This is a genomic window from Deltaproteobacteria bacterium IMCC39524 (assembly GCA_029667085.1).
GTDB lineage: Bacteria > Desulfobacterota > Desulfuromonadia > Desulfuromonadales > BM103 > M0040.
On the sequence record JARUHJ010000003.1, the window covers coordinates 223,902 to 243,212 of the forward strand.

Genomic DNA, 19,311 nt, shown 5'->3' on the forward strand with positions numbered 1-19,311 from the left:
CCCGTGGCGCGTAGCGCGTGGCGGGCGGTGAGGAAAGATTTAATCTCGCTACAGGCTACTCACCAAGCGCCGCTTGCCAGCAACGCCGGCTTTCAACCAGTCGTACCACTCGGTCATACCGTCACCGCTGTGGCAGGAGAGTTCAATGATCTTGATCTGCGGATTAACCTGTCGGGCAAAGGCTTTGCACCCTTCGATGTCGAAACGCAGATATGGCAACAGGTCGATCTTGTTGATCAGCATGAGGTCGGCAGCCTGAAACATTTGTGGATACTTGAGAGGTTTGTCTTCGCCTTCAGTCACCGAGAGCACCGCAACCTTGTGATCTTCACCGAGGTCAAAGGAGGCCGGGCAGACCAGGTTGCCAACGTTCTCGATCATCAGTATGTCAGCTGCGGCAAGGTCTAAGCCCTCGACACCGTGGCCAACCATGTGAGCGTCGAGATGGCAGCCGGCACCGGTATTGACTTGCTTGACCGGTGCTCCGGTCGCAGCAATGCGCTCGGCGTCATTGTCCGTTTGTTGGTCCCCTTCCAAAACGGTAAAGCTGATTTTGCCTTTAAGGTCAGTCAGGGTTCGTTCCAGAATCGAGGTCTTGCCGGAGCCGGGCGAACTGACCAGGTTGAGAACAAAAAGTTGATGCGCAGCAAAACTGGCACGGTTGGCCATTGCCAGGCGCTGGTTCTTGGCCAGCAGGTTCTCTTCTACGCGGATTTTGCGGGAAGCGTGGTCATGTTTATGATCATGCTCCGGCTGTGGCGGGGCGCAGCCGCAATCGGTACACATTTTCAGTCTATCTCCAATTCTATTAAAGCCATCTCCTGGCCTTTGAGGATGTCGAGGGCGTAGCTGCCGCACGCGGAGCAGCCATCGAGCAGGCTCTCCATTTCACATTCCTGGCCGCATTTCTGACAGCGACCGAGGGCGGGGATGTGGCGAATCTCTAGGCTTGCTCCTTCGGCGAGGGTGTTCTTGGTGCAGGCCTCGAAAGCGAACTCCACGGCTTCCGGCATGACCCCGGAGAGTGCGCCTATTTCCATGGTAACACTTGTGATCACAGTGGCGTTCTCGCGGCGGGCATGCTCCTCGGCGATTTCGATGAGGTTTTGGGTCAGGCTTAATTCGTGCAAAGTGTGTAACCAAAATTGATACAGCCCTAAAGATCTGGACTGTTCTGTTAATGATAACGCGATAAGCGCTTAGGGTTCGTGGTTCAATATAATGAAAGGCCTGTTCAAAAAGCAAGGGCCAGAGTTGTGCATGGACAAAATGATACAATTTATCTGCAAGAGCCTTGCCGAACAATTACCGTATCTGCTAGATTGCCTCGACTTAACAGAATGAAGAGGACTGATCTTATGAATAAGGGAATTGTTTATATCTGTGACGTACAGCCGGAAGCCCAGGAGCAGCTTTCCAGAATACTGACGGCTGGAGGCTACAGCGCCGAGCTCTTTGCCAGTGGTACGCAACTGCTCAAGGCCTTGGCGGAGAGCCATGGTGTGCAACCGGACATGGTTTTGATCGACGCCTCTCTCGAAGAAGACAGTCTTGAAATGCTGCGACAGGTCAAGGCACGCAGCAAGGACCTGCCGGTGATGATTATAAGCGCCTATGCCTCGGTACGCAGCGCAGTGAGTTTCCTTAAGCAGGGCGCTTGCGATTACCTGGTCAAGCCGATCCTCAGCGAGGAGTTGCTGCAACTGCTTGGGCACTGGAGTGACCGGCGCAGGTTGGTCGCTGAGAACCGTTCCCTGCGAGCTGAGGTGCAGCGTCGTTTTGACCCCAACAAGGTAATCTTCCGCAGTGATGGCTTCTCCAAGGTGTTGAGCCTGGCCAAACGTGTTGCCGCCAGTGAGGCCAGTGTTCTGATCCTGGGAGAAAGTGGTGTTGGTAAGGAGTTGGTCGCCTCAACGATTCATTACAGCAGTGAACGAAGTGACCGGCGCTTCCTGACGATCAATTGTGCCGCGTTAACAGATACTCTCCTGGAGAGTCAACTCTTTGGCCATATTAAGGGTGCTTTTACCGGAGCTACGAGTACACACAGTGGTCTTGTGGAAGAGGCGAATCACGGCACCCTGTTCCTCGATGAGATAGGCGATATAAGTCCGGCATTGCAGGCTAAACTGCTACGTCTGCTGCAGGAAAAAGAATATCTGCCTGTTGGTGCAACCCGTGTGCAGCACGCTGATGTCCGTTTCGTTGCTGCGACCAACCGTGACCTGGAAGCCGCTGTTGCCGGTGGCTCTTTCCGTGAAGATCTATATTATCGCCTCAATGTCATCACCCTCAACGTGCCGCCCCTGCGTGAGCGATTTGATGACATCAAGCCGCTGGCGGAGTTTTTCGTCAGCCGCTACACCTCGGTGGCCGGGCAGGAAATATCGCCGGCTGTCATGGCTCTGCTGCAGGCTTATCCCTGGCCTGGTAATGTCCGTGAACTCGAAAATGTCATGGAGATGGCCTGTATCCTCTCGGCGGGCGAAACGCTACAACCGGAGCACCTTGCCGTTAGAATCAAGCAGGGCGTCTCGACCAGTTTTTCACTGCCTCAAGCCCAGATGACTCTGGATGAGGTTGAGCGCCTGTATATCGAACAGGTTTATCAGCAGACCAATTATCATAAGGTTAACACCTCCCAGATTCTTGATATCTCCCGTAAAACCCTCGATCGAAAAATTAAACAATATTCTATTCTCCGCAAGGAAGAATAAGTAATTCTTCGTTGCGGCTCTTCCGGCCGTTAAATCATTCTCTGTTTATTGTACATTTCGGGACAAAACGATACAGCCTGTATCGTTTTGTCCTTTGTTGTGTCGAGCCGGGCCTTCTCCGGATTTCCCCAAAAAGGGATAACCTGCAGTCATACCGTGCCGTTTACACCTTTTTAAGTTTAACGGCATGCTCCTTGCCAATGTCCAGGGATGCGTCACTTCGTTACGTGAAGATGAGTGACCTATACCCTGAAGAGGAGAGAATGCATGTCAAATCGAATTGTCATTGATCCGGTGACCCGGATTGAGGGTCACCTGAAAATTGAGGCGGTCGTCGAAAACGGAGTGGTTAAAGAGGCTCAAAGCTCCGGTATGATGTACCGCGGCCTGGAAAATATCCTGCGTGGTCGCGATCCTCGCGACGCTGCACGCTTGATGCAGCGCATCTGTGGTGTTTGTCCTACTTCCCACGGCCTGACAGCGGCTTACGCTCTCGATGAGGTCTACGGCGTTAACGGTATTATCACCGACAACGGCCGGACTCTGCGTAACCTGATCCAGGGTGCTAACTTCCTCCAGTCTCATATCCTGCACTTCTACCAACTGGCGGCACTCGACTATGTCGATGTCACCGCTGCTGCCGATTACAAAGGGTCGGATCCTTCTCTCAACAAGGTGAAGGATTTCATTGCCCGCGGTCACCTCGGCCCTTTTGTTCCTCGTTACGAAGGCGATTACCGCCTGTCGAAAGAAGAGAACCGCTCTGCCGTCGCGCACTATGTTGAAGCGCTCAACATGCGCCGCCTGGCTCATGAGGCGACTGCGATCTTTGGTGGCAAGATGCCGCACAACATGTCGATCGTCGCCGGTGGCTGCACCGCTGCACCGACCATTGATGAGATTGCCAGCTTCCACTGGAAGATTAATCAACTGATTGAGTTTATTGACAACGCCTACCTGCCGGACGTTCTGATGGTGGCCAAAAGTTATAGCGATTACTTTAGTATCGGTGATGGTTGCGGCGAGTACATGTCCTTCGGCTGCTTCGACCTCGACAGCGATCCTGACCTGACCAAGCGTCAACGCTTCCTGCCCCAGGGTCTGATCGGCATTAAAGATCTCAAGATGCGCCGCCTCGACCCGAGCAAAATTACCGAAGATGCAGAATTCAGCTGGTTTGAAAATACCGGTGCAGTGCACCCCTACGATGGTCAGACGGTGCCGGATCGTGACAAGGCCAATGCCTACAGCTGGGTCAAGGCCCCTCGCTACAGCGGCAACGTTACGGAAGTTGGTCCACTGGCTCGTATGCTGGCTGCCTATGCAAGCGGTAACAAGTTTGTTCAGGGCCAGGTTGACTCGGTTCTGGGTCTCTTCAACGCTTCGCCCGTAGTGCTTGACTCCGTTCTCGGCCGTCACGCCGCCCGCGCCATCGAGTGCAAGCTGGTTGCGGAACAGCTCAAGAGCTGGGTTCTTCAGCTTCAGCCTGGCCAACCTGGCTGCCAGGATTATCCTCTCAATGTGACCAATCGCGGTATGGGACTGCACGAAGCGCCTCGAGGTGCTCTGGGCCACTGGGTTGTGGTCGAAGACGGCAAGGTCAAAAACTACCAGGCCGTTGTGCCGACAACCTGGAACGCCGGTCCGATGGATGGTCAAGGACAGCCCGGTCCGATCGAGCAGGCGATGATCGGCACCAAGGTCAATGACAAGCACAATCCCTTCGAGCTGGTGCGTATTGTTCGTTCATACGACCCATGTCTCTCCTGTGCGGTCCATGTTGTGTCTCCGCAAGGTGAAGACTTGAGCCAGTTTGTCGTGGGGACCGAATGAACCAGCAGGCAGATCGTTCTCCCGTTTTGGTGATGGGCGTCGGCAACACGCTGCGTGGCGACGATGGGTTTGGCGTTGCTGTTCTGGATGAAGTCGGTACCCGCAACTTGCCGGGCAATGTTGATTTGCTCGATGCCGGCACCAGCATCATCGATCTGATGGAAGAGCTGAATGGCCGACGTAAAGTCGTGGTCATCGATGCGGTCCGTGGTGGTCAGTCGCCCGGAACCCTGTATCGCTTCAGCCCGGAAGATGTGGCAGCAGAAGCTGTCCCTGCAGATTCCCTTCATCAGGTCGGCCTGCTCGAGACCTTGCGTCTGGCCGAACTGGTCGACTGCCGCCCTGAACAAGTGGTGATCATCGGTGCTCAGCCTGAAGATACCAGCCTGAAAATAGGCTTGACCGAGGCTGTAGCCGCAGCTGTATCGGGCGCCGCCGAAATGGTCATGGCAGAAATTAGCGGCGAAGTCGCCGATAAAAATTGAGGAGAGATACAATGGCAATAACAAGACGTAAATTTTTGAAAGGCAGCGCCGGCGCCGGTGCCGTCCTGGGCATGAGCCTGTTTGACAACCCGTTGTTGCGCAAAGCCTTTGCTACCGCTATCCAGGAGACCCCGGTGGTGTGGCTGGCCGCCGGAGCCTGTAGTGGTTGCAGTGTCTCGCTGCTTAACAGCCTGGCACCGAGAGTCCAGGACGTTCTGCTCGATCAGGTTTTGCCAGGTCATCACGTAGAATTCGCCTTCCATCCAACCATAATGGCCGCTTCCGGTGATCTTGCCATGCAGGCCATGTACGATACCGAGGAAAAGCCCTTCCTCCTGGTTGTCGAAGGTTCTGTCATGACCGCAGATCATGGCCGTCATTGTGAAGTCGGTGAAAAAGATGGTCACGGTATGACCGGTCTTGAACATGTCCTGCGCCTGGGTCGTAAGGCCAAGGCCGTTATGGCTGTCGGCACCTGCGCCGCTTTTGGCGGCATCCCGGGGGCGGAAAACAACGAAACCGGTTCCCGCGGAGTTATTGATGTCTTTAAAGAAAACGGCATCACAACTCCGACGATCAACCTGCCTGGCTGCGCGGTTCATCCTGACTGGTTTGTTGGCACCCTGGCCGCAGTTCTGCTCGGAGGTCCTGAATCCGTCAAGGTCGATGCGCATAGCCGTCCGGAGATGTTTTACAGCAAGCTGATCCATGACAACTGTCCGCTGCGCGGTCATTTCGATGCCGGCCGTTTTGCCCAGGCTTTCGGTGAGTCTTACTGCCTCTACAAACTCGGCTGCAAAGGTCCGGTTACTCACGCCAACTGCCCTGAGAAGAAATTCAACAGCGGCACCAACTGGTGTATCGACAATCGCCACCCATGTAACGGCTGTACCGAGCCTGAGTACCCTTATGTGCAATCGATGTGGAATACCGTGCCGATTCAGGACGTCACTCCGCCTGCGGCCTATCCATCGATCATTACGGACCGGACGGCTAAGCTAGACATGACCCCGGGCTATACTGCCCTGGCTGGCCTGGTTGCCGGTTCTGCCGGCATGCGCATTCTCGGCCAGCGCGATAAGAATGAACAGGGCCAAGACAACAGCAAGGAGGAATAATCGATGGATATCAGTCGTCGTAAATTCCTGCAGATCGGAGCTGTCGCCAGTGGCAGTGTGGTCTGTGCCGGGGTCAAGCCGGCCTCAGCGCGAGATCTTCGCGAACCGAATCCGGAATGGCTCGGTATGCTCAATGACACCACGCGCTGCATAGGTTGTAAGGCTTGCCAGGTTGCTTGTAAAAAAGAAAACAAGCTGCCCATGGAGAGCACTCTCAACGAGTCTGCTAATGTTGGTCGCGATGTTTATGATGCGCCGCGAGGCTTGTCGGAGCGGACCTACACCTTGATCAAGATGCAGCAGGACGAAGAGAATGGAAAAACAACCTTCGTCAAGACTCAATGCATGCATTGCAGTGAACCGGCCTGCGCTTCCGCCTGTATCGTCGGGGCCCTGAAGAAGCAGGAGAATGGTGCCGTTGCTTATGATTCGGGCCTCTGCATGGGGTGTCGTTACTGTATGGTTGCCTGCCCGTTCAATGTGCCCCAGTTCGAATGGCAGAATGCTATCCCCTCAATCAAAAAGTGCACTCTTTGCCGTGAAACAAAGCTCAAGGAAGGCAAGCCGACGGCATGCAGCAGTGTCTGCCCGGCGGGTGCCATCAGCTTCGGCAAGCGCTCTGATTTGATCAAGCTTGCTCGTAAACGAATCGAGAAAGACCCGGAACTTTACCAGGATCATATCTATGGTGAAAAGGAAGTCGGTGGTACCGGCGTTCTCTACCTGGCGCGTCCGAAGATGCAGTTTGCCTCCCTCGGCCTGCCCGCGTTCAAGTACCGCACCGTGGCCGGTCTGACCGAAAGCATCCAGCATCGAATCTTCCAGTACTTTATTCCACCCATCGCTGTTTACAGTGTCCTGGGTGGCATTATGTACCGCAATCAGAGCCGCAAGAAAAATGGCGGTGAGGAAGGAGGCAGTCATGAATAAAGCGGCCCCTCTGCAACATAATTTCTTTACCCCGAACGTCTGGCTGCTGATTTTCTTCATGGGCTCCGGCGCGGTCTTTGCCTTCTTCCGTTTTTTCTACGGCTTCGGCAGTATCACCAATCTGAATGCTGCCTATCCTTTTGGTATCTGGATCGCTTTTGATGTTGCCTGCGGGGTGGCCCTGGCCGCCGGTGGTTTCACCACTGCGGCGATCGTCGAAATCTTCGGTCGCGACAAGTACCACGCGCTGGTACGCCCCGCTATTTTGACTGCCTTTATCGGTTATTTCCTGGTCGGCCTGGCGGTCTTCTTCGACCTTGGCAAATACTACAATATCTGGCACGCCCTGGTGTACTGGAACGGCACCTCGGTGCTCTTCGAGGTGGCCTGGTGCGTCATGCTCTACCTGACCGTCCTCGGGATTGAAAATATTCCGGCCGTAGTGGAGCAGTTCAAGGGCAAGGTCAACCTGCCCGGACAGATGGCTTCGTTTAACAAGCCTTCGGAGTGGCTGCTTGGTAAAGCGGACAACATTCTCAACCGGACCATGGCTTTCTTCGTGATTGCCGGTGTTGTGCTCTCCTTCGGGCATCAGTCGTCACTCGGCACCATGATGTTGATTGCTCCTTACAAGCTGCATGACCTGTGGTACACACCGCTGTCTCCTTTGCTCTTCTTGACCTCGGCTGTAAGCGTTGGTCTGCCCATGGTGATTTTCGAAGCGTCGCTGGCGACCGTCCTCTTCAAGCGTAAGCCGGAAACGGAACTGCTCGCTGATATCGCCAAGTACATCCCGCTTTTTCTCGGCACTTACCTGCTGCTGCGAATCGGCGACCTGGCTTACCGTGGTGTTTTGGCCCAGGCCTTTGACGGCAGCGTGCAGGGCAACTCTTTCCTGGTTGAATTTGCACTCTTTGCGGTTCCTTATTTTATGCTCAAACGGCGCAAGATTCGTCGCGACGCGCTTAAACTCTTCCTCTGTGCCTTCTCGGTAATCCTTGGCGTGGTCCTGAACCGCTTCAATGTTTTTTTGATCGGCATGGATATGGGCCCTGAATTCAACTACTTCCCATCGGTCGGTGAGTTTGCTGTCACCTTCGCCTTTTTGGCCTTTGGAGTTTTCCTCTATAGGTTGGGTGTTAATTACTTGCCAATCCTGGAAGAGCAGTAAGGTTTTTACGTTGTACATAAGGATCATCCGACCTCTCTCCCGGATTGATCTGCTTTTGCAGGGCCTGCCAATCGGCGGGTCCTGATTTTTTAGAGGGACGGCGTATACGTCGTGATGTGCAACGGCTGTATCGCGCCATGAGCTTGATTTAACGTTACTTTTTTCGTATACAATCTTCTCCTGGAGCTTGACTCATATTTATGTCGTCACGTAGACTGAACCTCGGTGGTCAGTACCAGCTGCCCAGCAAAAACACCTATCGAGGTTTCCCCCTAATGCGTACCACTCAGGCGCCGACCAGCGCCGCGGCAGAATCATCCACATGGCGTGCTCTCAGCCGGGTGGAGATAGATCTTTTTGTGCGCTCCATGATGACCGCCTATGAAGTGGTCGGCGTACAGAAAAAGCATGGTCGCATGACTATGGACAAGGTTGAAGATCCGTCCGAGCTTTTACTGGAGTTTCCTCCTCAGGTCCACTCGCCGAAAAAATTCCTTTTCCCCAACTGGCAGAAACTGTTTCGGTTCAGCCTCGGTGGCAAGGTTCATCTCGAAGCTGACAAGGCCGCAGTGCCACGCGTCATCTTCGGTATGCATCCGTGTGACCTGCATGCAGTGCAGGTCCTTGATGACTGTCTTTTTGAGGGTGAGGCTGACAGTGTCTACCGTTCCAAGCGTGAAGCGACCCTGTTGATCGGTGTTGACTGTCTCCCCGATGAGCACTGTTTCTGCAGCAGTGTCGGCACAGATCGCACCGACAGTGGCTTTGATTTATTTTTTCACCGTGCCGATGAAGGCTACCTGGTGCAGTCAGGTTCTGAACGTGGCGAAGCCCTTTTGCGCCGCCATGCACCCCAGGTCGCCAAACGTGATGAGGAAGCTCCTTTGCCGCTGCAGGTGAAGCCTTGCGAGCATCAACTCGATTTTGCCGTTGATGCCTTGGCGCCATTGCTCGGTGATGTTTATGACCATCATCTCTGGAAGGAGATTGGCGAGCGTTGTCTTGGCTGCGGAGCCTGTACCCTGCTTTGTCCGACCTGTTACTGCTTTAACGTCGAGGACCGCATGGATGACGACCTCGCCGGTGGAGAGCGGGTGAGAACCTGGGACTCGTGCCAGTTCGATCATTTTACCCGGGTCGCTGGTGGGCGGGACTTTCGTTCCGACCAGGCCGACCGTCAACGTCACAGGTTCTTTCGCAAGTACAAATATCTCTGGGAAAAGCACGAACGCACGGCTTGCGTCGGTTGCGGCCGTTGCAGTCGGGAATGCCTGGCAAATATCGCCCCGGTCAACGTGCTCAACCGGCTCTTTGTTGAAGAAGCCAGCCCTGAACTCAAGGCTCTTCCGGCGAATGAATATCAGCCGGACATGGTTGAAATTATTGCTGTTGAGGACCTCACCAACCAGGACAAGCTGTTTCGTCTGAGGTTGAACACTCCGATTCATTTCACTCCCGGCATGTTTGTCGCTATTTCGATCTTCGGCCTTGGAGAAGCTCCTTTTACCATCGCGTCCTCGTCAGATGATGACATGCATGTCGAGATTGTGGTGCGTGCCAAAGGGGCTCTGACCCGGGCCCTGCATCGTCTGCAGTCCGGTGACAGCGTCGGTCTGCGTGGCCCCTTCGGCCATGGCTTCCAGGTTGAAGGTTTTGCCGGCCGTGACCTCCTGCTGGTGGCTGGCGGCCTTGGCCTTGTGACGCTGCGTTCTTTACTGTTGAGTCTGTTGGCCAACAGGCAAAGCTTCGGGACGATCCAACTGCTTTATGGTGTTCGTAACATGGACCACATGCTCTTTCAAAAAGAGTTGCTCGAATGGCATGGCAGCAACCAACTCGACTGTCGCTTCGCTATCAAAGAGCCGGGAAACAGCTGGGGGGTGCCGACAGGAGATATCACTCACCTCTTCCGCAACCTGGATCTACAGCCACAACGGACCAGCGTTGCCGTCTCCGGCCCGGCCGGAATGTATCGCTTTATCAATCCTTTACTGCTGCGTATGGGTGTTGATGAAGAGGCCCTGTTCCTGAACCTGGAGCGTCACATGAAGTGCGGTCTTGGCAAATGCGGCAAGTGTCGCATCAATGATGTCTGTGTCTGCGAAACCGGTCCGATATTCCCCTATAGCAAAGTCAAGCATCTGAAAGAGGCGATTGAACGATGAAGCCGCGTGTCGGATTTTTTGATTTTACCGGTTGTGAAGGTTGTCAGTTGACGATCCTCAATCTCGCCGAAAAGCTTCTGGACGTGCTCGACTTGGTCGAGGTCGTCGAGTTCCGCGAGGTGCAGGGCCATTGTAATGAAGACCTCGACATTGCTTTCGTTGAGGGTAGTATCTGTCGCCTTGATGAAGAAAAACGCCTGCGAATGATTCGAACCAGGAGCAAAAAACTGATTACCCTGGGCGCCTGTGCCGATCTAGCCGGCATCAATATCGCCCATGAAGAGGCTGGTGGCGCAGAGCTGGCCATGGCCGTTTATGGCAGCGACAGCAAGCATCTGCAGGGGGGGCAGGCTCGTCCCGTGAGTGTCATTGTGCCGATCGATGGCCGGATTCCCGGTTGCCCGGTCGATGGTCAGGAGTTCCTTTCCATCCTTCATGCTCTCCTGCTTGATCGTCCAACAAACCTGCCGGCCTTTTCTCTCTGTGTCGAATGCAAGCTCGCCGAGTTACCCTGTACTTTTGAGCAGGGCATCGTCTGTCTTGGTCCGGTGGTTCGGGCGGGGTGCAATGCGCTCTGTATTGAAGGCGGCGACCGCTGTCGCGGCTGTCGTGGTTTGGTCGATAATCCACGGGAAAGTTCGTATCACCGTGTACTGGAAACGTTTAATCGCAGCGTCGATGATATTTTAGAGGAATACCGCACCTACAACCTGCGGATTGATGAAGAATAATGAAAGTTCAGGTCCCTTATCTTAGCCGTATTGAAGGTCATGCTCACCTGGTTGTTGACACCAAGGCCGGCGAGGTCGTGGAATGTCAGCTTGAGGTGGTGGAGACGCCACGCTTCTTTGAAAAACTGCTGGTCGGGCGACATTACTCCGAGGTCGCTGGTTTGGCTTCACGGATTTGCGGAGTCTGCTCCCACTCTCACACATTGGTTTCCCTGATGGCCACCGAGCGGGCTTTCGGCATGGAGGTCAGCGAACAGGTCACCAGCCTGCGGCGTCTTCTGATGTACGGCGAGATTCTGCAAAGCCACCTGTTGCACCTGTACTTTATGGCTGTGCCTGATTACCTGGGGGTGAACAGCCTGCTGGCTATGGCGCAGTCCCGCCGAGACCTAGTCGCCAGGGCTTTGCGCTTGAAAAAACTTGGCAGCGACATTTGCGAAGTGATCGGTGGCAGACCGGTACACCCGGTCACAACCTGCGTCGGTGGCTTCCACCGCTTCCCCGAAGCGAGTGAGTTGCAGCGCCTGCGTCGTTGTCTTTCCAAAGCGTTGCCGGACCTCGAGCAGACAGTGGAGTTGGTTGCCGGGCTCGATTGGCCGGACTTCTCCCACCAGGCCGAGTGCCTGGCGTTGCATGATAGTGATGGTTACCCGCAATTTGGCGAAACCCTGATTTCGAGCGCCGGTCTGCAGGTCCCGAACAGTTGCTACCGGGAGATGATTCGCGAATATGTGGTGCCGCATTCAACGGCCAAGCATGCCCGGATCAACGACGAAACCTATATGGTCGGTCCGCTGGCCCGTTTGCGGCAGGGTTTTCATCATCTTTCACCCTTGGCCCGCGAGGTCGCCGACTTGCAAGGGCTCTCGCCCTCGACCAATAATCCCTACCTCTCGCAAGGCGCACGCCTCGTCGAAGTGCTGCACTGTGTCGAGCAATCGATGCACCTGATTGATCATCTTCTGCTGGAGGGTCTCAAATACGAAGAACCGGTTGTGACCTGCAAGGCGAGAGAAGGGGTGGCGACGCTTGAGGCTCCACGGGGTGTTCTGTTGCATGCCTACAGTTATGACAAGGAGGGTTTTCTCACCTCGGCGGATTGCGTCATTCCTACGGCGCAGAACCTGGCCAATCTTGAGATGAACCTGAGAGCTAGAGTGCCGCAGATTATTGATGAAGAGCCGGATACCTTTCAATCAGAGTTGGAGAAGCTGGTGCGGGCCTACGATCCCTGCTTGAGTTGCTCGACTCACCTGTTGACGATAGACAGGCTCTGACTGGTTGCTATATAGAGTTGCTTTAAATCAAACAACTAAGGCCCCGCAGCATATGCTGCGGGGCCTTGATTATATGGTTGTCCCCAAAGGGGTTCTTAGAATCTGAATGTCGCCCGAACGGTTGCGGTCTGGGTCGAGCCTTCGCCGTCGCTGTGACCAAAGGCGTACCCACCCTTAATCTCTGCAATGTCTTTTATGGGGATTATCAGCTGGGGAACGGACTGGTAAATCTGACGGTCACCAAAGTCGGTACTGTAGAGGACTTCAAAGGCCGGTTTGATGAAGCCCTCGGCATTGAAGACTGCCCCGCCACTCAAGTTCATGAAGTAAAATTCCGTGCCGTTATTACTCGGGTTGAGGTCATCCGTGTCGAAATAATATCGGCCGTCCAGGCTCGCCTGCAGACGAATATCACGATCAGAACGGGCATTGTCCATGTTGACACCGAAGCGAATCACCTGGCCTCGGTGGTTGTACTTGTCGTCTATGCTGGTGTCCAAGGCATTGGTGCGACGACCGTATCCAAGGTAGGTGGAGGTGTTGACCACAGACTTTTTGGTCGTGCTGAGCTCTCTTTGCAAGACCAGGTTGGCAAAGTCAAAAACGCCGCCGTTTCCGTCTATGTCAATTTTTTGTTGCGCTTTAATTCCCCAGGCGTCCCCATCGGTATAGAAAGGAATTTCAAGCCGGACTTCCCAGCGTTTTTCTGTGCCGAAGGGTAGGATGCCTTCGATTTTTGTGGTGTAGCCATCAAACTCTTCCGCTTCCTCGATACGCACGTTTCTGAAATCGTCGTAGGTCAGATTGATGGTGAATCTTTGAGCATTGCGGGCGTTTCGGGTGTAGAGAGGTTCCAGTTCGTAAAGGTTCTGTTGTACTCTCCGGTCGCTATTGTCGGCGAAGGAGGTGGCTGCAAAACAGAGCAGGATGCAGAGGAGGCATGACGATACTTGTTTCATCTTAATTTCCCTTACTTGTTCTTTAATGATTGCGGGTTTCGACTCTTTAGATGGTCGGCCGCGAAGTGTAATTATTTTATGAGCGGCTGTCAAAGGCTTATAGAAAATGACCCCGAATAACCAGGTTGACAAACTTTCTCAACCTTTATTGTTTCCCGGAGACCATAGCGCTGCAGCTATAACCGAAGTCTGTGATGGCTTTGCAGACACCAAGAGATCGTAGTGCTCCGGCATGGCTGATGTCCTTGATGTAGCCGGTAAACTGCACATCGTTCCACTTGGGGTGGCCTGTCTTCTTGAGCTCTTCCTTGTTGCCAAGCAGGGAGTAATGCACCGAGCTGACTAGATCGTTTGCCAACCCCTCCTCCTCCTGAATCATGGTGGCCAGAACTGAACGGACAGCAAAGACCTCCACGTCCCTCTGTAACCAAGGGTAGTCTTCAGGGCCCAGACTCGTCCACGAGTAGAAACTTGAGGATTTTTTAAAGCGAGGCAGCGCCACCAGGTCAAGTCCGGTCTGCTCGACCAGTAACGGGTAGGGCTTCCCTGCAGTAACGATAACCAGTTCAATTGCTCCGTTCCTGAGTTCGTCAAATGCGCTTTCGTAGTCCTTGTGGGTGTAGCTGAACTGTTTATCGTAGACGTCTTCAATAACGGCAGCCGTCAGGCATGACCCGCCGTTTTCCGGGCCACATCCAACCACGAAACTCTTCTGCTTGGCAAAGTCGAGGTCCTTTCCTCTGGCTTTTATGACATGGACCTCTTCGCTGAAAAGGGGCATCACAACGTGGATGTCCTCGTTTATACTGATTCCGGTATTGCGATAAAGGTTCTCTGCCGCCCTCGCAAAGGCATCGATCTGGAAGATGGCAAATTCAGTATCGCTGTTGAACAGTGCGACGATATTCTCCCATGACCCCTGTGAGGGTAGAACTTGCAGGTGGACTCCTGAAGGGGCAGTGACCAACGAAGTCTCCTGCCCGATCTGGTAGTAAGTCCCCGTCTCCGGGCCGGTCATCAGGCGCAGCTCAACGGCTTGAGAGGATGTTGACCAGAAGCAGAAAAGCACTAGCGTCAAAAAAAGTTTTTGCATAAGAAACCACCCAGAAAAGATAAAAGATGTGTAGCCGTTTAGCTTCATAAGTTGCACGTAAGGCGTATCGTGCTACTGCTTTATATGACACCGCGCGCAATGACTCCGGGCATCAAAGGCACGCTCGCCGTTATGGCAGACCCCGCAAAGCTTGCCAGCGTAAATATCATCCATAGTCACCTCTACGGTTCCCTGCTTCATCCTCGGAAACGTTTCCTCGTTGTGGCAGTCCTTGCATTTTTGGCCCGCCTCCCTGTGCAATGCGCCGTCAAAGGTCACAACGCCCATGGGGCTTTTGCTGAATTCAAGGGTCTTTTCTGCCGGCACAGCCAGGGCAATACGGGTGCTTACGAACAGGACCGTCACAATGAGAAACGCGAACTTCTGCATGGTTCTTCTCCTTGAAGCCAAGGCCTTGATTGATATCGTCGGGGGCCTTGATTTTAGTCAACCTTCTGCAAGGGCTTAGCTTACTTTATTGTTTCCTGACTGACCAGTGCTTTAACTGCTGTTTTTCACCGCGAGTCGTCCGCACCAAGAGATGCTCCAGCTTTTTGTTTCTGGCTTGCGAGGAGCAAGCTCCTCAGCAGACGGATTGGTCTCATTTCGACATCTCCTTTGCAGGCTCGCTGCTCATCGAAATCTCCAGGGTGCTGACATAGGTCCCCGCTTCTTTGAGCCAGTTCTCGAGTTGGTTGACTGATACTTGTTGTGGATTGAAGATGACGCGATCAACTTCGCGTGCGCCGCTCCACCCGGGTTCGACTGAGAGCACCCCGGCTTTACCAGACAGGGCGTCGACTCCTACAGTGTAGCAGTGAACCACGAAGGTTGCTCTGGCCATTCCGGGAGGGATTTCTGCTGTCGCCTTGAAGGCGAACAACACAAGGGCCATCAGGGTTGCTGAAATGATCAATGAGGTTTGCATTGCGGTTGTCCTTTCGGTGTCTGGTTTGCGACCTGAGAGGACGATAGCAAAAAGATATAAACAGGTGAGAAAGGTTCGGTAAAGGTCTTGTAAAGGTTGATGCCCGGGCAGATCAAAGGCTTTTAGACCCGGCAGGGGGTCCGCCGGCAACGTTATCTTCTCTGTGTCGACAAATAAAACGGCAGCAAAGAAAAGACCCTTATCCTATGTCTGGAGTTCGAACCAGATACGGGTTTCGCCTGTTACGCTTTGGGCGCCGACTTTTCCGCCGTGGGCTTCAACCAGCTGCTTGACGATCGCCAGGCCGATCCCCGCACCTCCAGCCTCGCGGGAGCGGGAAGGGTCGGCAGTGAAGAAGCGTTCAAAGATAAAAGGAAGATCTTTTTCGGCAATGCCTGGCCCGCTGTTGATAAAATCGATTCGAATCGACTTTGCGGCATGAGTGCTGGAGATGGTGACTTCGCCACCTACCGGAGTATATTTCCAGCAATTTTCCACCAGGTTGCGAATGACCTGAAGCAGTTTGTCGCGGTCTGCCTGTACCTTCACCTGATCGACAAAATTTGTCGTGACGCTGATTCCCTTCTCTTCGAAATTCATCCGATAGAGTGTTAATATCTCGCGGAGACATGCCTGCAGATCAACTGGTTGACGTTCGAGATAGGCGTGGGCTGCGTCGGCCCGGGCCAGCTGGCCAAGTCCTTCGACCAGGGTGACCAGACGCAGGTTCTCCTGCTGCAGCATCTCGAGGGTTTGTTTATCCGCAGGGATGACGCCGTCGCTCAAGCCTTCCAGGTAGCCACGCAGGTTTGTGAGCGGGGTGCGTAGCTCATGGGCGACGTCGGCGACCATGGTTTTGCGCAGCCGTTCGAGTTTTTCGAGACTATCCCCCATCAGGTTAAAGGCCGTGCCGAGCTCACCGATCTCATCGGCTTGGTTTGCTTCCACCCTGGCGGTAAAGTTGCCGGCTGCTATCTGGCGGCTGGCCTCGCTCATCTGTACGAGGGGGCGCAGTACCTGTTTGGTGAGCAGGTAGCTGAGGGCAAAGGCCAGCAGCAGTGCGACCAAACTCGCCCAGAGCAGGTAGCGGTGTACTGCGGTTAAAAAGGCCCGGTGGGTATCGGTAGGCGACACCATGTACTTGTCCATCAGCACCATGAAGTAGTCGGCCGCCAGCTGGTCGAAGGCCAGCCAGATGATCCCGGTGATTACAGCGATGACCGGGATTGTGGTGGCCAGCATCAATTTCCAGTGCAGACGAAGTCTCATGAGTCTTGCCGTTCTGCAAAACGGTAGCCGAAGCCCCTCACCGTCTCGATGTAGCGAGGCTCTGCCGGGTCGTCGCCGAGTTTCTGGCGCAGGTGACCGATATGCACATCAACGACCCGGTCTATCACGGTTTCGCCGCGCTCATAGACATGACTGAGCAGGTCGTCGCGTGAGAAGGCCTTGCCCGGCGCGCTCATCAGCGCCTGCAGCAGTTTATACTCCACCGCGGTCAGATCGACCGGCTGCTCATCGAGGGTGACACGACGTTTCTCGACATCGAGAACCAGGCCGGCATGGCTGAAACGGATAACCGGATCCGGTCGGCGGGCCGTGCGGCGCAGGATCGCCTTGACTCGTTCTACCAGCTCGCGCGGGCTGAAAGGCTTGACCACATAGTCGTCGGCACCGAGGGAAAGGCCTAAGACCCGGTCGATCTCCTCTTCGCGGGCGGTCAGCATCAGGATCGGTACATCGGAAAATTTTCGCAGTTCACGACAGATTTCCCATCCATCGACCTGCGGCAACATGACGTCAAGGATCACAAAACCGGGTGCTTGCTGGCGCGCTACGGACAGGGCCTCGGCACCATCGTGAACCTGATGTGTGGCGAAGCCTTCTTTCTCAAGATAGGTTGCGATCAGGGCTGCAGTGTTGCGATCATCTTCGATGATCAGGATGGGCTCGGTGTTGCTGAGAGGTGGCATGGGTGACTGTTCCTTTGGCAATTATCCTGATTGGACAGATTCTCGAGCATTGAAGCATGGTTTCACTCTGGAAGGGGAATATATTCCGTTTCGCCCGGAACTTTCGGAAAGCGCCCCTCTCGCCAGTCTTGTTTTGCCTTTTCCATGAGGTCTTCCCGGGTGGAAACCAGGTTCCACCACATAATCCGTTTTCCCAGCGGGGCGCCGCCGATGATCACCAATGTCGTATCTTCTTTTGCGACCAGTTCAACGCCCGGTGTCTCATCTAAAATGGCCATTGTATGTTTTGGAATCAGGCTCCCTGTAGCAGAGATTTCTCCAGTAACGACGTAAACGGCTCGTTCCTCGAAATGTTCCGGTACGACGATGCTTTGTCCCGCTTTTAATTGCGCTTCGACATAGAGGGTTGACGAAAAGGTTTTGACGGCTGACTTAACCCCGTAGGCTTCACCGATCATGATCCGTATCGACCTGCTGCTCTCCTCAATCAAGGGCAGGTCTTCGGAACCGTAGTGAGAAAAGCCTGGCTCGGTCTGCTCATCTTTTTCCGGTAGTGCCAGCCACAGCTGCAACGCGTGCAGGGTATGCCCTTGTTTGCGGATATCGGGGGGCGTACGCTCCGAGTGGGCAATGCCCTTGCCGGCGGTCATCCAGTTGATTTCATTTGGGCGTATGTGCTGGACCTTACCCAGACTGTCTCGATGCAGAACCTCTCCTGCGAAGACATAGGTGACCGTGGCCAGGCCTATGTGCGGATGGGGGCGGACATCAATGCCTGTGCCGGGGGCGAAGAGGGCGGGGCCGAGGTGGTCAAAAAAGATAAAGGGCCCCACAGAACGTTGCTCTCTGGACGGCAAAAGCCTGCGGACGCTAAAACCTCCGAGGTCTTTGTCTTTCGGTTCAAGTCTCATTATTACAGCGGAACAAGAGTTTCCGGAGCTCTTTTTACAGTCGCCATTTTCGCCAAGTAAATCGCTCATGCTCAGGCCTCTTTTTTCTCGCCGTCCAGGGTTTCCTGATTATAGCCCCAACCCTTGCAGGAAGGCAGATCAATCAGAATGAAGTCGGTGTATAGCAGAGCGTGAAGGGATAGGGGCTGTTCGGAATCGATGCGCGCTTGATCACATGCTTGCAACCCTTGACCATCTACAGTTATTTCTCCTGTGCGAAGATAAAGGAAGAGCCTGCGGCCAGAGGTATGGTCGAAGGATAGGCTGCGTCCGGCTTCAAGTTCACAGCGGTAGATTGTGGCGTCGGTATTAATGCTGACAACATCTTTAAAACCTCGCCCGGAAGCGATCGGCAGCAATGTGTTCTGCCAATCGCGCGGCTGAAAGTTTCTTTGGTCGTAGCTGGGGTTGAGCCCTGGTGTATCGGGAAGAATCCAGATCTGGTAGAAGTGGACGGGTGTCTCAGCCAGGTTGAATTCCGAGTGGGTCAGCCCGGTTCCAGCCGACATCCTTTGCACATCCCCCACTTTAATGACGATCTTGTTGCCCATGCTGTCCTCATGGGTCATCTCACCCTCGAGTACGATGGTAATAATCTCCATCTCATTGTGGGGGTGTGTCGGGAAGCCTGTGCCCGGTTCAACCACATCATCGTTGAAAACCCGCAATGAGCCGAACTGAATGTTGTTGGGGTCAAAATAGCTGGCAAAGGAAAAGAGCCAGAAGGTTTTCAGCCAACCGAAATCAGAAAAATGGCGTTGCCCTGATTTTATAATCTCCAACATCCGGGTCTCCTGGTTAGCGCTTGTGAGCAAGTTGTTTTGGCCGAGGCCAGGAGAGGGCTCATGAATAGCGGGAGAGAACACACCCCTGTTTGAATATAGTGCTCAGTCAGCTGACTTTTCCTTCTCCACGAACTATATCGCAAAAAACGGACAAGAAAAGAAGATCCTTTTGCTGCGCGGCTTGAGAAAAAGGTCC

The 19,311-nt window shown here is 54.2% G+C and carries 19 protein-coding genes; 9 read left to right on the forward strand and 10 right to left on the reverse strand.

From position 1 onward, the window contains the following. Positions 1–48 precede the first annotated feature (48 nt). Entirely contained in the window at positions 49–786 is a 738-nt protein-coding gene (gene hypB, locus P9J64_09155) for a hydrogenase nickel incorporation protein HypB (protein ID MDG5468482.1), read from the reverse strand. 2 nt (positions 787–788) lie between these two features. Beyond that, a complete protein-coding gene (hypA, locus tag P9J64_09160) occupies positions 789–1,130 on the reverse strand; it encodes a hydrogenase maturation nickel metallochaperone HypA (protein MDG5468483.1) in 342 nt (113 codons plus the stop codon). Between the two features lie 228 nt (positions 1,131–1,358). Here hypA and P9J64_09165 point away from each other — a divergent pair, with 228 nt between their 5' ends. The 9 genes from P9J64_09165 to P9J64_09205 all read left to right on the forward strand — a co-directional run bounded on the left by P9J64_09165 (position 1,359) and on the right by P9J64_09205 (position 12,427). Further along, positions 1,359–2,717, forward strand: a complete 1,359-nt coding sequence (locus P9J64_09165; protein MDG5468484.1) for a sigma-54 dependent transcriptional regulator — start codon at positions 1,359–1,361, stop codon at positions 2,715–2,717. Positions 2,718–2,984: 267 nt separating this feature from the next. After that, complete coding sequence (locus P9J64_09170; GenBank protein MDG5468485.1) at positions 2,985–4,550, forward strand: nickel-dependent hydrogenase large subunit; 1,566 nt, start codon at positions 2,985–2,987, stop codon at positions 4,548–4,550. Next, positions 4,547–5,035 carry a hydrogenase maturation protease gene (locus P9J64_09175; GenBank protein ID MDG5468486.1) on the forward strand — a complete coding sequence of 163 codons (489 nt, stop codon included), beginning with the start codon at positions 4,547–4,549 and terminating at the stop codon, positions 5,033–5,035. Before P9J64_09170 ends, P9J64_09175 begins: the two co-directional genes overlap by 4 nt. A gap of 11 nt (positions 5,036–5,046) precedes the next feature. Further along, positions 5,047–6,153, forward strand: a complete 1,107-nt coding sequence (locus P9J64_09180) for a hydrogenase small subunit (protein ID MDG5468487.1) — start codon at positions 5,047–5,049, stop codon at positions 6,151–6,153. 3 nt (positions 6,154–6,156) lie between these two features. Then, positions 6,157–7,083, forward strand: coding sequence for a hydrogenase 2 operon protein HybA (gene hybA, locus P9J64_09185; protein MDG5468488.1), 927 nt, complete (start codon positions 6,157–6,159; stop codon positions 7,081–7,083). Further along, positions 7,076–8,254 (forward strand): Ni/Fe-hydrogenase cytochrome b subunit, encoded by a 1,179-nt coding sequence (gene hybB / locus P9J64_09190; GenBank protein MDG5468489.1) that lies wholly within the window; start codon positions 7,076–7,078, stop codon positions 8,252–8,254. The genes hybA and hybB overlap by 8 nt, the downstream gene beginning before the upstream one ends. 200 nt (positions 8,255–8,454) lie before the next feature. Then, complete coding sequence (locus P9J64_09195) at positions 8,455–10,419, forward strand: 4Fe-4S dicluster domain-containing protein (protein MDG5468490.1); 1,965 nt, start codon at positions 8,455–8,457, stop codon at positions 10,417–10,419. Next, a complete protein-coding gene (locus P9J64_09200) occupies positions 10,416–11,150 on the forward strand; it encodes a hypothetical protein (GenBank protein MDG5468491.1) in 735 nt (244 codons plus the stop codon). The genes P9J64_09195 and P9J64_09200 overlap by 4 nt, the downstream gene beginning before the upstream one ends. After that, positions 11,150–12,427 carry a Ni/Fe hydrogenase subunit alpha gene (locus P9J64_09205; GenBank protein ID MDG5468492.1) on the forward strand — a complete coding sequence of 426 codons (1,278 nt, stop codon included), beginning with the start codon at positions 11,150–11,152 and terminating at the stop codon, positions 12,425–12,427. Before P9J64_09200 ends, P9J64_09205 begins: the two co-directional genes overlap by 1 nt. Positions 12,428–12,522: 95 nt before the next feature. Here P9J64_09205 and P9J64_09210 read toward each other — a convergent pair whose 3' ends face one another. The 8 genes from P9J64_09210 to P9J64_09245 form a co-directional block, all read right to left on the reverse strand. Further along, positions 12,523–13,386, reverse strand: a complete 864-nt coding sequence (locus tag P9J64_09210; protein ID MDG5468493.1) for a hypothetical protein — start codon at positions 13,384–13,386, stop codon at positions 12,523–12,525. Positions 13,387–13,531: 145 nt separating this feature from the next. Next, the gene (locus P9J64_09215; protein ID MDG5468494.1) at positions 13,532–14,479 is read right to left on the reverse strand and encodes a TAXI family TRAP transporter solute-binding subunit; all 948 of its coding nucleotides are present in this window, start codon (positions 14,477–14,479) and stop codon (positions 13,532–13,534) included. A gap of 72 nt (positions 14,480–14,551) precedes the next feature. Continuing rightward, positions 14,552–14,869 carry a cytochrome c3 family protein gene (locus P9J64_09220; GenBank protein MDG5468495.1) on the reverse strand — a complete coding sequence of 106 codons (318 nt, stop codon included), beginning with the start codon at positions 14,867–14,869 and terminating at the stop codon, positions 14,552–14,554. A 211-nt stretch (positions 14,870–15,080) separates the two neighbouring features. Next, positions 15,081–15,407: a hypothetical protein gene (locus tag P9J64_09225; GenBank protein MDG5468496.1), complete on the reverse strand. Its 327-nt coding sequence runs from the start codon at positions 15,405–15,407 to the stop codon at positions 15,081–15,083. A 204-nt stretch (positions 15,408–15,611) separates the two neighbouring features. After that, positions 15,612–16,676 carry an ATP-binding protein gene (locus tag P9J64_09230; protein MDG5468497.1) on the reverse strand — a complete coding sequence of 355 codons (1,065 nt, stop codon included), beginning with the start codon at positions 16,674–16,676 and terminating at the stop codon, positions 15,612–15,614. Further along, on the reverse strand, positions 16,673–17,380 hold the full coding sequence (locus P9J64_09235; GenBank protein MDG5468498.1) for a response regulator transcription factor: 708 nt from the start codon (positions 17,378–17,380) through the stop codon (positions 16,673–16,675). Before P9J64_09235 ends, P9J64_09230 begins: the two co-directional genes overlap by 4 nt. A gap of 62 nt (positions 17,381–17,442) precedes the next feature. Continuing rightward, entirely contained in the window at positions 17,443–18,360 is a 918-nt protein-coding gene (locus P9J64_09240; protein ID MDG5468499.1) for a pirin family protein, read from the reverse strand. 2 nt (positions 18,361–18,362) lie between these two features. After that, positions 18,363–19,115 carry a pirin family protein gene (locus P9J64_09245; protein MDG5468500.1) on the reverse strand — a complete coding sequence of 251 codons (753 nt, stop codon included), beginning with the start codon at positions 19,113–19,115 and terminating at the stop codon, positions 18,363–18,365. Positions 19,116–19,311 lie beyond the last annotated feature (196 nt).